Genomic DNA, 16259 nt, shown 5'->3' on the forward strand with positions numbered 1-16259 from the left:
GTACCGCTTAATAAACCTAGGCCAATTGCGCGGCTATAGCCAGTGATGACTAATGGATCAAAGTAGTTGGGTAATATGGGGCGCAGAAGTTGAAATAAACCCTGGCCAATTAGCACACCGATCACGCTACCGATCAGCGCAAGCCACATGAGCTGAATGGCAAATAAGCTGGTTAATTGGCGATTAGATGCACCACTGGCGCGCATCAGTGCCATCGAAGCTGTCCAGCGCTGCAGATAAAATCGACTGGCGATGAGAATAGCGAGTCCGGCAATTAACACAGTGGCCAACGCTGATAAGTCTAAAAATAGCCAAGCGGTATCCAAGGATTTTTCTAAATCCGGCGTCGGTGCGCGAGCATTAATAATTTGCCAGTGAGCATGATTTTCGTTCTCTAACTGTTCCTGCCAGCGGGCGAGAGTAGCGGGGTCACCACGAAAACCCAGTTCGTAATTTACTCGGCTACCCGGGCCAATTAAACCTAAGCTTTCAAGCTGACTAAGTGGCAAAACCACTTGTGGCGCGAATTGCGAAAACGTCGCTTGAAACACACCCTGGCCGCTTAACCAGTCACGGACTTTAAACTCTTTACGTCCTAGAGTGATCGCATCGCCTAATTTTAAATCTATTAAACCATTGAGTTGCGGATCTGCTAATAGTTGATCGTTTTGTAACTGGTTCAATGTGGTGTTTTGTTCAGTTTGTAAGGCGCCGCGTAGAGGGTAGTTTGCTTCAATGCCTTTGAGTTGCACCATTTGAAACTGATCGTTAAACATCGCCATGGTGGTCAGGCTAATATGGGCACTGGTTTCTAAGCCATCGGCTTGAGCTTGGTTAGCCCAAGTTTCATCAATTGGGCGGCTGGAGCGAATCACTAAATCGGCTGATAAGGATTGAGCGGATTTTGCCAGCATGCTCTGATGAACCGTGTGAGCGAGTTGTTCAACCAAGGTCACACTGGAGCTGGCGACCACCACTGCAAGCCATAACCAAAGCCAATCGCCACGTCTAAAACCACGCATAAACCATAGGCTGGCGGCTTTCAATGAGGTGGTTACTCCACTGCGGGCGCGCATTATAAACCAGCCTCAAGCTGACCTTGTTGCAGGGTGACCTGGCGCTGACAAAGTTGCGCGAATGCGCGGTCATGTGTCACCAAAACCAACGTGGTGTGGTGTTGTAAGTCGAATAATAAATCTTGCACTTGTTTGGCGGTAGTTTCGTCTAGATTGCCGGTGGGTTCATCGGCAAATAAAATATCGGGTTCGGTGACAATTGCGCGTGCAATCGCGACACGTTGTTGTTCGCCGCCGGATAAAGCACGCGGAGTGTGGTTTAAACGGTGACTTAAGCCGACTTTTTCTAACGCGGCTTGAGCACGCTCGCGCGCCTGATCTACGCCAAATAACTCGAGCGGCATCATGACATTTTCCAAGGCGTTCATCCCCGGCATGAGCTGAAAGTTCTGAAATACAAATCCTACTTTTAAAGCGCGCAGTTGGGCGCGTTGATCTTCGTTTAACTGATTTAGCGAGTGGCCTAGTAACTCAATGTGACCGGTGGTAGGGGTGTCTAATCCGGCCATTAAAGCCAAAAGAGTGGATTTTCCAGAGCCAGATCGACCTACAATCGCGAGGCTTTGATTCGGCTCGACATCAAGGTTGCAGCCCTTTAAGATAGAGATATTTTCTTGCGCAGAGGACACCTGATAGTGAACATCTTTCAACTGAAGTACCGAGCTTGTTTTCATATTCGCCTATTCATGTTGTTTATGGTTTTAGTTGCATTCAATACTAACCCTGTTCAGGCTCAGTCGCAAGGCGTGTTACTGGTGATGGGCGACAGTTTAAGCGCCGCTTACGGCATGCCGACCGAGCAGGGTTGGGTGGCGTTATTACAGCAAAAGTTGACTCAAACAAATAAGGATAAACCGTTCAATATCCAAGTTGTGAACGCCAGTTTGAGTGGGGAGACCACCTCCGGTGGTTTGCAGCGACTACCAGGCCTGGTGCAACGTCATCAACCTAATTATGTGGTGATAGAGCTAGGGGCTAATGATGCGTTGCGCGGACAGGATTTGCGGGCCACTGAGCGCAATCTTGCGCGTATGATCGAGATCAGTCAACAGGCTGGGGCCAAGGTATTATTGCTTGGGATTCGTTTACCGACCAATTATGGTCCGGCTTATGATGAACGTTTAGCGCAAACCTATTTGAATTTAGCCGAAACTTACCAGTTGGATTTGGATGCATTTTTTCTGGAGGATGTCGCGTTAGATCCGGGCTTAATGCAAGACGATGGTCTGCATCCTAATCAAGCCGCTCAGCCTCTTATTTTGCAGCGTCTTTGGCCAAGATTGCAAAACCTGATGGCGCTGCAAAATTAAGTGCTGCACTTAGTTAGCGTTGTTGGCGTTTCGATGTTTTGATCTTTTGCCTCAACAAAAAAAGCCTGGTGATAGGTTGCACCAGGCCTGGTGGTTTACTTGATATTGAGTCAAGCAGCTAAACTCAGACTTTAAGCTTGCCAATGGCCGCCTAGGGCCTTGTAAAGTTCAATGCTGGCGTTGAGATAATTACGCTTGGTGGTCACCATGGCCACTTCGGCATCAAACAACGTGCGCTGTGCATCCAGCACTTCTAAATAACTCGAATAGCCCGAATCAAAGCGTTTTTGCGCCAAGTCCAACGTACTGCGAAGTGCGACGACCTGGCGTTGCTGTACCTCAAGCTGGCGCGCTGAGCGTTGGTGCATATTTAATGCATCCAGTGCTTCTGCAAAGGCTTGACGCAAGGTTTGTTGATACTGATTCAACATGATTTGCTGTTCGGCTTCACTGATTTGCACTTGAGCGCGTAATGAGCCGGCATTAAAAATTGGCGCGGTTAAGCCAGCTTGGGCTTGCCAGCGTGTTGAATCGCCATCAAACAGGGTATCAATCGAATCACTATTGACCCCAATTAAGCCATTTAAGCTTAGTTTTGGAAACAGGGCGGCACGTGCGACACCTATGTTGGCATTGGCTGCGATTAAACGTTGTTCGGCGGCTTGAATGTCAGGACGGCGCATCAGTAAGTCAGAGGTTAAATCCGAATACAAAGCCGGCAGCTCGGTATCGATGAACCCGCCGTTGCCGGCCTTAGCTTGGCTGGATTTGACCATTTCAGCCGGGCTATCTCCAACCAATAAACTAAGAGCATGCCGTTGAACATCACGCTGTTGCTCTAGATTGATGAGCTCAATTTCAACCCGCGTCAGTTCGACTTCGGCTTGTTGCACCGCTAACTGCGTTAAACGCCCCAATTCGTATTGGCGTTGACGCAACTGCAAGTTTTCTTGGCGAGAGCTGACGGTGTTGCGTGCAATCGACACCATTTGGTCGAGCGCGCGCAAGTTGAAATAATTGGTTGCGACTGCCGCACTTAAGCTCAAGCGTAAAGCTTGGGTATCCGCTTGCATGGCTTCATATTCGGCGCTTAGTCGCAACTGATTTGAGCGCACACGACCCCATAAATCAACTTCATAGCTAATCAAACCATCAAGATTATAGCTCTCAAACTCGGCGCCTTGGCCTTGAGGAAAGGCATTGTCGCTGGTTTGTTGGTTAGCCAAACCGCCTTGAAGTTGCAAACTTGGCCAGCGTTCAGCACGGCCTTGAGTTAACGCCGCTCGGGCTTGGAATAAGCGTTGTTGCGCGTTATTAAAATCAGCATTATGAGTTAAGGCTTTATCCAGTAGCGCTTGCAAGGTCGGGTCATTAAATTGCAACCACCAGGCCTGCTCAGTCTCAGGTATCACCAGGCCTGGTGCCTGTTGAATTTCGCCAATGGTTTGTGGCAAGTCGGTTTGCGGTTTTTCATAACTGGGCATTTGCGAACAGCCCGCTAACACCAACATCAAACTGAGCGGTAAGATTTTCTGTGTGCTACGGATCATGAGTTTTCTCCTGCGCGACGTTTAGCTTGGCCTAACCACTCTGAAAAAGTGGCAATCCAGCGGAAAAACATCGGAATAAATAATGGGGCGAGGAAGGTGGCGAGAATCATGCCGCCGACCACACCTGTGCCCACGGCATTACGCGCTGCGGCACCCGCACCTTCACTTAACATGAGCGGAATCGCCGCCATCGTAAAGGCTAAGGACGTCATCACAATTGGGCGGAAACGCATACGTGCTGCTTCTTGTGATGCGTCCAACAGACTCATCCCTTGTGCACGTTTTTGCATGGCAAATTCGACAATCAAAATCGCGTTTTTCGCGGATAAACCAATTAAGGTTAATAAGCCCAATTCGAAATAAATGTCGTTATCCAAGCCGGCTAATTTGGTCGCCAGTGCGGCCCCTAGTACTGCAAAAGGCACTGCTAATACCACCGCAAGCGGCAAGGTCCAGCGTTCGTATTGTGCGGCCAAGATTAAGAACACGATCAGCAAACCAAACAAAAAGGCTTGTGAACCCGCGCCAGCGGAGAGTTCTTCTTGGTAGGCCGAACCAACCCAGCCCAGTGTGTAACCCTGCGGCGCTAATTCGTCCACCACTTCTTGCATGGCTTTCATCGCGTCGCCCGAACTGTAACCCGGTTTAGGTTCGGCTGTGATTTTAGCCGCCGGGAATAGATTAAAACGATCCACCACATCGGCACCGGTGATGCGTTTGAAGTCGATCAAGTTGGCAAGCGAAACCATTTCGCCCGTTGCTGAGCGCACAAACACGTCTTTTAAGTTATCAGCCGTCTCACGGTACTCCGATTCGGACTGCATATTGACGCGGAAAGTACGACCAAATAAATTGAAGTCATTCACATACAAACTACCAAAAGTCGATTGCATCGCCGCGAAGGCTTCATTGACAGATACCTGCATGGCTAAGGCTTTTTCACGATCTAGAATTGCCTCATATTGCGGGGTTTTGGTGGAGAAGGTAGTTCGTACACTTTGCAGTTCAGGACGCGCATTAGCGGCACCGACAATCTTATCCATCAACTCGCTTAGTTCTGCAGTGCTTGCACCAATACGGTTTTGAATGTAACCCTCTACACCGCCGGTCATACTCATGCCGGTAATAGTTGGCATTGCAATTGGCATAGTGAAGGCTTCATCGTGGCCCATAAATTGACCGAATAATTGACCCACCACCGCATCAATTTTCATATCATCGGATTCGCGCTCATCCCAAGGTTTTAGGCCGACAAAGCCAGCGGCTGAATCGGTTTTAAGCGCAAAAGTTTGAATATCGAAGCCGGCAAACAAGGTCGCATATTCGACCGCTGGGTGCGCCATCAATTGCTCGTTAATTTGATCGCGCACTTCTTCGGTTCTCGACAAAGAGGAGGCGGGCGGTAGATAACTCACTACCAGAATGCTGCCTTTGTCTTCTTGTGGCACTAAGCTTTTGGGCAGACTTTGCAGTTGCTGAATTGCTAGTGCACCTAACCCAACAAATAGCAGCAAGCTCAACAAGCTATAACGCATAACTTTAGCCACACCCGCGCTGAATTTGTCGGTTAACCAATCAAAAATCCGGTTAAACCAACCAAACCAGCGATGTGGTTGATGCTCTTCATCTTTAAGCAAGGTGGCGCACAAGGCGGGGGTTAGGGTTAAGGCCACTAGGCCTGAGATGGCGACCGATACCACAATGGTAATGGCAAACTGTTTATACATCTCACCACTGAAACCGCCAATAAAAGCAACCGGGATAAAGACCGCCGATAACACCAGCACAATTGCAATCAGTGGGCTGGTGAGTTCTTTCATGGCCTTGATGGTCGCTTCTTTAGGGCGAAGTTTGTCTTGGCGCATAATACGTTCAACGTTTTCGACCACGATAATCGCATCATCCACCACGATACCTATCGCCAAAATCATGCCGAATAGGGTGAGTTGGTTGATTGAGAAACCAAGCAATTCAAAACCTATAAAGGTACCGATAATCGAAACCGGAATCGCAATTAACGGAATTAAAGTGGCACGTGCATTTTGCAAGAACAAGAACACGATAAACGACACCAATACTAAGGCTTCAATAAAGGTATAAACCACTTGCTCAATCGACACTTTGACAAATTTGGTGGTGTCATAAGGCACTTCGTAGTTGATGCCTTGTGGAAAACGTTCGGCCAGTTGCGCCAGTTTTTCGTCCACCAGTTTTGATACTTCAAGCGCATTGGCATCCGTTTGTAGGAAAATACCAATCGGTACGGTTGGTTTGCCGTTAAAGGTGGCATCAAAGTTATAGCGCTCAGAACCTAGATCCACGCGCGCGATGTCTTTAATTTTCAGCATCGAACCATCCGGGTTGGCGCGTAATACAATGTTGCCGAATTGTTCTGCGCTGTTTAAACGCCCTTCGGTAATCACGGTATAGGTAAAGTCTTGCTCGTTATAGAGGGGTTCTTGTCCAAGCTGGCCAGCGGCAAACTGTGAGTTTTGGTCACGAATCGCAACTGACACATCGTTTGGGGTCACTCCATATTTCGCCATGCGATTCGGGTCCAACCAAATACGCATGGAATAGTCTTTTGAACCAAACTGACGGACTTCACCTACCCCAGGGATACGTTTTAGTTCGTCGACCACGTTAATTAAGCCGTAGTTTGCAACAAACACGGTATCTCGGCTTTCATCGCCAGAATAAAGCGCAATCACTTTTAGAATACTGGGCGAACGTTTATTGACTTGCACACCGACACGTTGAACTTCTTGTGGTAAACGGTTAATCGCCGCTTGCACCTTGTTGTTCACATCCATCATGGCTTCGTTGATATTAGTGCCGACTTCGAAGGTTAAGCTAACGCTGACGCTACCTGCCGACGAGGCGACCGAGTTAATGTACAGCATATTTTCGATGCCGTTTAATTCTTGCTCCAACGGAGCGGCAACGGTGTCGGCAATGGTTTCGGCACTGGCGCCTGCATACATGGTGCTGACGGTGACTTGTGGCGGCACAATTTCTGGATACTCGGCCACAGGCAAGCCGCGCATGGTTAATAAGCCAACCAGTACAATCACAATCGACATGACGCTGGCAAATACCGGGCGTTCGATAAAGAATTTAGAGAACATGCAGAGGCTCCTTATTGCGCCGCTTTGTCAGCGTCGTCAGATTGAATGGCCACAGGCGCATTAGGGCGTAATTTAACCAGATTATTGGTAATTAATTGATCACCTGGTTCCAGTCCTTGTGTAATTAACCATGTATTGCCGACTTGGGTTTTTAGGCCAACAGGGCGCATTTCAGCTTTGTTGTCTTTGACCACATAAACAAAAGACTGGGTGCCAATTTGTAATACCGCTTTTTGCGGAATTTGGATTACATTCACCGCTTCAATACCGGCAAGCTCGACATGTACAAAGGCACCGGGTAGTAAGGTTTTGTTGGGGTTATCAAAACGTGCGCGCAATTTAACACTGCCCGTCGCGGCTTCAACTTCGTGACCACGATAGTCGAGTTGGCCCTCAAAGGTTTCACCCAAGTGACTGACCGAAACGCTTGGCGATGAACCATTTTGATAACGAAGTTGACCTTGTTGAATTTGAGTTTCGCGTTCAACAAATTCTTTTTCGACGATAGCAAAATGCACCTCGATAGGGTCTAACTGAGTGATGTTGGTTAAATGGGTTGCACCATAATCACGTCCAACCAAATCGCCAACACTGTGTCTTTTTTGACCTGTTAATCCCTGTGTCGGTGCGGTGACTTGGGTGTAATCCAGATTCAATTGCGCTTCTTGCAATGCGGCTTGCGCACCCACCAGGCCTGCTTGCGCCAGTTCGTAAGCCGACGTGGCTTGGTCGCGCTCTTGCTCACTCACGGCTTTTTCACTATATAAACCTTCTACACGTTTTTTTTCACGTTCAGCTTGGCGTAATTTAGCTTGCTCCATTAAAACTTGAGCTTTCGCACGATTTACGATCGCTTGATAAGGTTTTGGATCAATCGTGTAAAGCAGGTCGCCGGCTTTGACGGCTTCACCATCTTGGTAGTGTTTTTCTAATAATAAGCCACTCACTCGCGCATGAATCTCGACTTGGCTGGCACTTTGTACTCTGGCGGGATAACTATAGGATAAAGGCACATTTGTTTTTTCTATGGTCAAAGTTTTGACAGGTAGGGGCGGAGGTGTCTGTGCAAAAGCCGCACTAGATATGGCAAAAATCCCTGAAATTAAAGAGGTTTTCAGGTAGGTTTGAATAGAATGTTTCATGGTTGAGCGCTTCCATGTTGATTAAAATTGTTAATAGTGTAGCATACATTACACTTTGGTCAAGCGGATTCATTATTCAGTTATAGACTATAATGTCCCCAATAAAAGGCTTAACGGAAATTTTATGGAACAATGTCAAACTCCTTTAACCAAACGCGGCTATGAGCGTCACGAGCGAATTTTAGAAGCGGCGGGTGAAGTCTTTGCCGAACAAGGCTATGCCGGTGCAAGTATTAATGAAATTGTACGCCGATCTGGTGGCTCTTTGGGAACGGTATACAAATTTTTCGGTAATAAATTGGGCTTATTTGAGGCATATTTTCAAAAAACAACCTGTACGCTATTTTCACAGTTTCATGCGGATGAGTTTTGGACAGATAACTTACAAGACTCTTTAACCAAGTTTGGGCGTGAAATGCAGGCGCTGATGTTTCAACCCAACGCATTATTAATCTATCGATTAGTTTTGAATGATAACAGTGGTGATCAAGCTGATGTGCAGCGTATATTTCTTGAAAACGGTCCACAAAAAATTACACGCGTTTTGTCGAACTATTTGCGGAATCAGTCAAAAAAGCATGATTTTCAAATTGAGGATTACGATCTCGCCGCTTATCAGTTTATCGAAATGATTAAAGGCCCTATGTATTTTAAAGCCTTATTTGGTCACTCTGTTTGTCAACAAGAACGAGAGCAAGCCCTAGCGCAAGCCACGCGCATTTTTTTGAAAGGTATTATGCCGTGTTAATTGAGGCCTTAATTAATGGACGACATTCGCTTTGAATTCTAATAAATCCCCCTTAATAAACCGTTGGTTATCCAAGGCCGAAGCAAGTTTAAGTGTTTGGTTTGATCAGTTGGATCGTATTCAAGATCGTGAGCAACATATTGTGATTACTGGCTTAAGTCGAAGTGGAAAGTCGATGTTGTTTACCGCTTTGATCGCCCAACTTAATCAGCGTGTGAGTGATGCGCATGATCCCTTGCCTTTATTAAACGCGATACCGCGTGATCGGATTGAAAGGGTGGATTTACGCACTGAGTTCTCAGGTGTATCGACTTTTCCGTTTGCCGAAAACTTAATGAAATTGCAAAAACGAGAATGGCCCAAAGCCACCGATCAAGTCAGTGCGTTTCGTTTAACCTTGTGGCTAAGGCAGTCAAACGCCATCAAACAAAAACTGTTAGGTTCGAAGCGTTTGAGTTTGTTTTTTTACGATTACCCGGGCGAGTGGTTGATGGATTTGCCTTTACAGCAGCTCAGTTACGCGCAATGGAGTGCGCAGGTGTTTGCACAGCTGGCGAGTGATCCACAGTCCGGTTTGTCGCAGGACTGGATGGCTGAATTGCGCGGTTTTGATTTTGATCAGCTGCCAAATGATGCGGCCTTTGCCAAGTTGGTGCAGGCTTATCAGGCTTATCTAACCAAGGCGAAGGCGCAAGGCGTATCCCTGTTACAACCGGGCGCATTAATTTTGCCACCACCAGGCCTGGATTGGCTTAATCAAACTTTTTGCCCATTACCCAATAAAATCTTAAGTGATCCATCACATCCCTGGACGCAAAAAATGACTCAGAACTATACGCATTTTGTTGAAGGTTGGGTAAAACCCTTTCGCCAAGACTTTTTTAACCAAGCCGATAAACAAGTGGTGTTGGTGGATGTGTTAGAAGGTTTAAGTTTTGGGCGTGATTATCTGGAAGAAATGAAAGAGGCGATGAGTCATTTATCGAGTAGCTTTGTTTATGGCAAGCGTAAATGGTATCAACGTTTAGGGCGTAAAAATAAGATTACCCAAGTCGGTTTTGTCGCCACCAAATCAGACTTGATTCCCGTGCAGGAGCGTGCCAATTTAAGGCAACTATTACAGGCTTTAACTCAAGGCATACGCACACGTTTAAGTGATATCCCGGAAGTCAGTTTTGAGCATTTTCTGATCGCTTCATTGATTTCAACCCAACCTGAAGATCAAACTGTGATCTACAAAGACGCACTAGGCCAAACTCTACGTCAGCGATTTGAGCCGATTCCGACCCAATTGCAAGACTTGCCTTTGGGCGAGTTTTACCCGCGGATCCAAGCTTTGCCACCTAAGTTGGAATCTGTGCACGATTGGCAAAGTATGGGGTTGGATGAATTGATGGATTATTTTCTAAAAGGCGCGCTAACATGACCCAACGTTCCCGTACTCAAACCGAGCCGCTTAACCAAGATTTAGATGATTTGGTAACGCGTCCTGAATCCAGTTCCAGTTCCTCAGAACCGCTTAAAGACGAAAGCGTTGATACAAGCATTGGCATGGGCTTTTGGTTAATCAGTTTTGGTTTGCTTAGCCTGCTTAGCTTTATGGCATTTGATGTCTATTTAACCTTGCAGCAGGCCTGGTTGGTTCATCCGGTTTTATCGGCGGGGTTGGGGTTCGTTAGTGTGGTGTTTTTTGGTTTATTGCTGGGTTTAATTACTCGTGAGATTGTGGGTTATTGGCGTATGGGTCATATTCAGCAAGTCGCCGAAAAATGGCAACAGGCGATTGAGCAGGACGATGTGAAGCAAGCCAAAAATTTACTGAATTATTTATTAAGTTTGCATGCGAAAAGCCCAAAGGCGAGTGCTTTGGCGCAGGCTTACAAAAACACCATCAAATCCCATCATAACATCGAACAACAATGGTTTATTTACGACACTATGGTGGCCAAGCCTTTATTGGCGCAAGCCAAAGCGATTATTAATAAAGAAGCCTTACAAGCCGGTGGTGTGGGTTTGCTCAGTCCCAATAACATGATCGAAACTTTGATGTTGATGTGGCGAAGCGCGAGGGTGGTAAGGCGTATAGCCAATCTTTACGGCTATCGACCAGGCCTGGTGGGTAATATCAAACTACTGCGCATGAGTTTAGAAAACGTGATTATTCAACAAGCAACCGATATGTTGATTGAAGAAGGTGTAAGTGTATTAGGTAAAGGCTTGTTAAGTGGTTTAAGTCAACAGGCTGGTAAAGCCGCGAGTACAGGGGTGTTAGTTAAGCGCATTGGTAAGTCGGCGTTATTCCTGCTCAATCCCTTTAACGCGCCGAAATAAGCCCAAAAGAATTTTCACAAACTTAAGTCTGCCAGCTTGACAAGTGAGGGGCGCGTTCCTATAATGCGCTCACGTTTCAAAACATGCCAGTGTGGTGAAATTGGTAGACACGTCGGATTCAAAATCCGATGCCTTTAAAAGCGTGGCGGTTCGAGTCCGCCCACTGGTACCAAATTCTGCAAGTCCTACTATATACAACCGTAGCTCAGTTGGTTAGAGCACTACCTTGACATGGTAGGGGTCGGTGGTTCGAATCCACTCGGTTGTACCAATTATCCTTGTTTTTTATCTCCTTTTACTTTCTATTATTTTTAATTATTAGCGATATTGATTTCTCAGCGCGGTAAAACGCTCAAAGTTTTGTAGAAAAAGCTGACTCAATCCTGGATCAAACTGAGCACCTTGCTGTTGTTCAAAGAAATCATAAATTCTTTTATCTTCCCAGGCCGGTTTGTAGATACGTTCAAAAGATAAGGCATCGAACACGTCTGCGATAGCGACAATTCGACCATAGATATGGATTTGTTCGCCGGTTTTTTGGTTCGGGTAAACTTGCCCATTCCACCATTCGTGATGATCTCGAGCAATAATGGCGGCCGCTTGCAGCAGGGGTTGTTTTGATGTGCTGAGTAGTTCGTAGCCAATTTGGGCGTGTTGGCGCATAATCGAATATTCGTATTCGTTGTATTTACCTGGCTTGTTCAGGATCGCATCCTCAATCGCTACTTTACCGACATCGTGCAGTGGAGCGGCATCGTGAATCACATCCACCTGTTGGGCATCCAGTCCAGCGAGTTCGGCCAAGTATCGACTGTATTCCGACACGCGTTGCACATGTTGTCCGGTTTCTTTGGAGCGCACTTCGCAAATTTCGCCTAAACGCAAAACAACATCACGTTGAGAGGCTTCAAGCTGTTCATTTAGTTTGGATATAGTGTTGGTCGCCTGACTCACTCGTGTTTCGAGCTGTTTTTGAAAATTCATCTGGGCTTTTTGAAGTTGGCGTTTAAATCGAAAATTAAACCAAGCAATCAAGCTGATGAAGCTGGTGGCAAAGATTAAGTTACTGATGATTAGAGGCGTGTAGTCCAAATGATTCGGCGCCATGATGGTGATAATCAGGATCCCAATTAAACCGAAAATAAAGCTTAAATGCCAACCGAGTAACTGGTGTTCTTTTTCTAGAATAAAAGCCGCCATCGCAGGGAAGAGGGTTAACCATAGTACATCATAAGTTTGAGCATCACCCACCCAAAAAAAGCTGAAAAAAATAACACCACATTACAGCCAGATAGGCTTGTTGTATCGGTTCTACTTTAAACCTATAGGTGCTGAATAAGATCACGCTGAGTGCTAGAAAGGTGAGGGCATGAGCACTAAATAAAGACCAGCGCTCAAGTAACGCATTGGCGATCATTGCCAGCATCAGAAAAATCAAGTTGACCCATAGCAGTCGAGTTAGCGTATCGCGCCATTTAACGGGTTTATTAAAAACGGCTTGCTCCATGCCTAATTCGCTTGCAAGCGTTTCAAGTCAGCCATCACGTTTTTAACATGACTGTCTGGGTCGACATCTCGGTAGATTTTTGCAATGCGTCCATCTGGGTTAATAATAAAACTATGGCGTTTGGCAAACTTGACTAAACCTAGATTAAGCAGGGCGCCATAATCCGCCGCCACTTCGCCGTTAGGGTCGGACAATAAACTAAAAGGTAAATTGTATTTTTCGGCAAACGATTTATGACTTTCGGCATTATCAACACTAACACCTAGCACAACCGCCTGCTGAGCTAGGAGTGCATTAATGTTATCGCGGAAGCTACAAGCTTCAGTTGTGCATCCTGGGGTGTCGTTTTTAGGGTAGAAATACAACACGACCCAATGATCACGATAGTCCGACAGGGATAGGGTTTCTTGGTGTTGATTGTTGAGTGTAAAGTCAGGCGCTGTGTCGCCTAAACTTAAGTTATTTGCCTGCGCCAAAAATGGCAGTAAACTCAAACTGAACCAGATGATAAAGCGCATGCTGACAATCCCTGAATAATTAATGTATAGGTATTGTATATAATTTAAATCTTAAAGTTAAGCTACTTTTGGTAAAAAAACGCTCAGTTCTCAATTTATGGCGATAAACGCATAATTTTGCCACTATCGGTGGACAGGTATATCTGCCCTTGATTATCTTGTGCTAAAGCACGAATTCGTTCATTGAGGTCTTCCAATAGACGTTCTTCACCAATCACTTCGCCTTTGGTATCGAGCTTAATCAGGTTTAAGTGGCGTAATACTAAAGCACCAGCAAATAGCTGGTCTTTCCATTCTGGGAAGGCATCGCCTTGATAAAGCATTAAGCTGCTGGGGGCGATAGAGGGAATGTAAACCTTAATAGGATCAACCATTCCAGCTTTATGGCGAACGCCCACCGCAACTGGCCCCCAGTATTCTTTCCCCTGTGAGACATCTGGCCAGCCGTAATTTTGGCCTTTTTTAACTATGTTGAGTTCGTCTCCACCGCGCGGGCCGTGTTCTATCTCCCACAGAATAGCGCGCTTTGAATCGTAAACTAAGCCTTGTGGATTGCGATGGCCGACACTCCATAATTCATCCAAATAGCCAGACTTATTAACAAATGGGTTGTCCTGCGGTACTTGGCCATCTAGTTTTAAGCGAATGATGCTCGCCGCGTGGTTGCTGAATATCTGACCATTTTCGCGCTGTCCGCGATCACCTATGCCGAAAAACACATGGCCCTGTTCGTCAAACGTAATTCGGCTACCAAAGTGTTGCGTAGATTGGCTGGCGGACTGTGTGATAAGTAGGTCTTGCCAGTCGGTAAGCTTTGAGCCTTGTAGTTTGGCACGAGCTAAGGTGGTTGCGGCTTGGTTAGGTTGGTCTTCTAAAGGGCGAGAATAAGTGAAATATATCCAAGCGTCTTGCTTGAAATTTGGGCCGATTTGCACATCCAGTAATCCACCTTGACCTTGAGCATGAACATTCGGTAGTCCACTTAGCCATTCGATTTGTTGGTCTTTAAGGTTTAACAAACCCGCGCGGCCAGACCGTTCGGTAAACACCAATTCGTGATCACTGATAAAGGTCATGCCCCATATTACATCTAAGCCTTCAGCCAGAGTGTCGATTTTGTATTCGGTTTGTGCGTTCACAACGGATAAAAAAGTCAAAAATACAAAAGTCAGAATCAGAGGAAATCGGCGCATACATCATTCCTTATTTAACGGGATCGATAATTAATCATAGCATGCACAACCTTATCGAAAAACTGGGTTAGTGTTCTGATGATGGCTCAGCTACTGGCTGATTAATAGTTGGCTTGCATAATGTTTTTGGTAGAAACAACCAGCAGATTACAACTATGTAATCTGCTGGTCATCTGGGCGTCAGACAAGTTTTACTATGATGATAAAAATAATAAGCCATATTCGTCAGGTGCTTTCTTAAGCCGGACTACTTAAATAGGAAAACATAATGAAATATCTATTTCTAACATTATTATTGTTAATTTTTGCAGGCTGTTCAGCTGAGCAATCGGCAAAAGTCGAGCCATCGGAGAGATGGTATACCAGCGAAGATGTCAGAGTCGGGCAAAAGGTCTTTTTGCAAAATTGTGCGGTTTGTCATGGTAATCAAGCTCAAGGGTTGGTTAAAGATTGGAAGCAAACTTTAGCCGACGGAAGTTATCCTGCGCCGCCTTTAAATGGAACCGCCCATGCTTGGCATCATCCTCTAAAAATCCTGTTAAGAACAACCCAAAATGGTGGAGTGCCATTAGGCGGAAAAATGCCAGGCTTCAAAGGCAAGTTAAGCCAGTCTGAGCAATTGGCAGCTATCGCGTATTTTCAAAGTTTTTGGCCAGACAAGGTTTACCAAGCCTGGCTCGAATTGGATGGTCTTAAATAAAAGGATTATAAAATGAATCGACGCGACTTTTTACGACAAAGTATTGCAATCAGTTCAGGCTTAATTACCGCTGCTGTGCCTTTTGGTTTTGTAGGAGCCTTTGGGCAAACAGTCGACTCAAACGCCAATTTTCGTTTAAATGATTTTAACTTGCCCGCCCTGGACGAAGGACAAAGTATTCAAGGCAAACAAGTTTTTAAATTGAATTTACAGCAGGGCGAAACCCAAATCTTAGCGAATAAAACCACTCAGACCATTGGTATTAACCAAGACTTTTTAGGCCCAGTGTTAAGAATGAAAAAGGGCCAGGTTGTTAAGATGCAAGTGACGAACAAACTCAATGAAATGGCGGCACTTCACTGGCATGGCATGATTCTACCCGCCACCGAAGATGGCGGCCCACATCAAGCGATCCAGCCCAATAATACCTGGGTGGCCGAATGGAAAATACTGAACGAAACGTCTACGCTTTTTTATCATTCGCATACCCACAACCAAACGGGTCAACAAGTTTGGCGAGGCTTGGGTGGTCAAATTCAGATTGTGGACGAAGATCAAGATGCCGACTTGGGCATTCCACATGAATATGGGGTAGATGACTACCCCATCATTTTGATGGACAGGGCATTTGATGCATCGGGCGAGTTTTATTACAACAATACTCGAATGGATAAAATGCGCGGCATGCATGGCGATGTGATGTTGGTGAATGGCGTTGCCAACTCCGTGCTGAAACCCAAAAAAACACGAGTCAGATTGCGTTTACATAATGCATCCAATGCGCGTTTTTATGATTTAGTGTTTTCAGATAATCGACCTTTTGAGCTGATTGCTTCTGATGGCGGCTTGTTAGAGAAACCTACAAGTTTACGTCAAATCCGTTTAGCGCCAGCCGAACGCGCCGAAATCATCGTGGATCTTTCTGACCGCAAACCAATTACGCTAAGAACGATCAAAGGTTATGGAAACTTATCCATGCGAATGGGAATGATGGGCGGGAATAATGCCGATTATCTTGACCAAAACTTTGATTTATTACATATCGATTCTAGCCAG

At 45.9% G+C, this 16259-nt stretch carries 14 protein-coding genes and 2 tRNA genes; 8 read left to right on the top strand and 8 right to left on the bottom strand.

Going from position 1 to position 16259, the window contains the following annotated elements; translation table 11 throughout:
• Together VIM91_RS07195 and VIM91_RS07200 are read right to left on the bottom strand one after the other, a co-directional pair.
• Positions 1–1076 (bottom strand): ABC transporter permease (locus VIM91_RS07195; RefSeq protein ID WP_331864141.1); only part of this gene is annotated, 1076 nt, incomplete at its 3' end.
• Entirely contained in the window at positions 1076–1750 is a 675-nt protein-coding gene (locus VIM91_RS07200) for an ABC transporter ATP-binding protein (RefSeq protein WP_331864142.1), read from the bottom strand. The genes VIM91_RS07195 and VIM91_RS07200, both read right to left, overlap by 1 nt.
• Between VIM91_RS07200 and VIM91_RS07205 the strand changes: the two genes are divergently transcribed.
• Positions 1712–2386 (top strand): arylesterase, encoded by a 675-nt coding sequence (locus VIM91_RS07205; protein WP_331864143.1) that lies wholly within the window; start codon positions 1712–1714, stop codon positions 2384–2386. The genes VIM91_RS07200 and VIM91_RS07205 overlap by 39 nt on opposite strands.
• Positions 2387–2517: 131 nt before the next feature.
• On the opposite strand, the gene VIM91_RS07210 is transcribed toward VIM91_RS07205, so the two are convergent.
• From VIM91_RS07210 to VIM91_RS07220, 3 genes are read right to left on the bottom strand one after another with little or no spacing between them, the layout of a single operon-like run.
• A complete protein-coding gene (locus VIM91_RS07210; RefSeq protein WP_331864144.1) occupies positions 2518–3936 on the bottom strand; it encodes an efflux transporter outer membrane subunit in 1419 nt (472 codons plus the stop codon).
• Complete coding sequence (locus tag VIM91_RS07215; protein ID WP_331864145.1) at positions 3933–7064, bottom strand: multidrug efflux RND transporter permease subunit; 3132 nt, start codon at positions 7062–7064, stop codon at positions 3933–3935. The genes VIM91_RS07210 and VIM91_RS07215 overlap by 4 nt, the downstream gene beginning before the upstream one ends.
• A gap of 11 nt (positions 7065–7075) precedes the next feature.
• On the bottom strand, positions 7076–8206 hold the full coding sequence (locus VIM91_RS07220) for an efflux RND transporter periplasmic adaptor subunit (RefSeq protein WP_331864146.1): 1131 nt from the start codon (positions 8204–8206) through the stop codon (positions 7076–7078).
• 124 nt (positions 8207–8330) lie between these two features.
• Between VIM91_RS07220 and VIM91_RS07225 the strand changes: the two genes are divergently transcribed.
• The 5 genes from VIM91_RS07225 (at position 8331) to VIM91_RS07245 (ending at position 11556) form a co-directional block, all read left to right on the top strand.
• Positions 8331–8954: a TetR/AcrR family transcriptional regulator gene (locus VIM91_RS07225; RefSeq protein ID WP_331864147.1), complete on the top strand. Its 624-nt coding sequence runs from the start codon at positions 8331–8333 to the stop codon at positions 8952–8954.
• 31 nt (positions 8955–8985) lie between these two features.
• Positions 8986–10380, top strand: a complete 1395-nt coding sequence (locus VIM91_RS07230; RefSeq protein WP_331864148.1) for a YcjX family protein — start codon at positions 8986–8988, stop codon at positions 10378–10380.
• Positions 10377–11285, top strand: coding sequence for a DUF697 domain-containing protein (locus tag VIM91_RS07235; protein WP_331864149.1), 909 nt, complete (start codon positions 10377–10379; stop codon positions 11283–11285). The genes VIM91_RS07230 and VIM91_RS07235 overlap by 4 nt, the downstream gene beginning before the upstream one ends.
• Before the next feature lie 85 nt (positions 11286–11370).
• Positions 11371–11457, top strand: a tRNA-Leu gene (locus tag VIM91_RS07240).
• Between the two features lie 22 nt (positions 11458–11479).
• Positions 11480–11556, top strand: a tRNA-Val gene (locus tag VIM91_RS07245).
• A gap of 47 nt (positions 11557–11603) precedes the next feature.
• On the opposite strand, the gene VIM91_RS07250 is transcribed toward VIM91_RS07245, so the two are convergent.
• The 3 genes from VIM91_RS07250 to VIM91_RS07260 form a co-directional block, all read right to left on the bottom strand.
• Complete coding sequence (locus tag VIM91_RS07250; RefSeq protein WP_331864150.1) at positions 11604–12536, bottom strand: HD-GYP domain-containing protein; 933 nt, start codon at positions 12534–12536, stop codon at positions 11604–11606.
• A 258-nt stretch (positions 12537–12794) separates the two neighbouring features.
• Positions 12795–13310 carry a peroxiredoxin gene (locus tag VIM91_RS07255; RefSeq protein ID WP_331864151.1) on the bottom strand — a complete coding sequence of 172 codons (516 nt, stop codon included), beginning with the start codon at positions 13308–13310 and terminating at the stop codon, positions 12795–12797.
• 95 nt (positions 13311–13405) lie between these two features.
• Positions 13406–14503 (bottom strand): PQQ-dependent sugar dehydrogenase, encoded by a 1098-nt coding sequence (locus tag VIM91_RS07260; RefSeq protein WP_331864152.1) that lies wholly within the window; start codon positions 14501–14503, stop codon positions 13406–13408.
• A 268-nt stretch (positions 14504–14771) separates the two neighbouring features.
• Between VIM91_RS07260 and VIM91_RS07265 the strand changes: the two genes are divergently transcribed.
• Both VIM91_RS07265 and VIM91_RS07270 read left to right on the top strand, forming a co-directional pair.
• A complete protein-coding gene (locus tag VIM91_RS07265) occupies positions 14772–15203 on the top strand; it encodes a cytochrome c (RefSeq protein ID WP_331864153.1) in 432 nt (143 codons plus the stop codon).
• Positions 15204–15215: 12 nt separating this feature from the next.
• Positions 15216–16259: multicopper oxidase family protein (locus tag VIM91_RS07270; RefSeq protein ID WP_331864154.1), on the top strand; the 1044-nt coding region annotated here is incomplete at its 3' end.

The sequence above is a fragment of the Thiomicrospira sp. genome (assembly GCF_036568485.1).
In the GTDB taxonomy this organism is placed as follows: domain Bacteria; phylum Pseudomonadota; class Gammaproteobacteria; order Thiomicrospirales; family Thiomicrospiraceae; genus Thiomicrospira.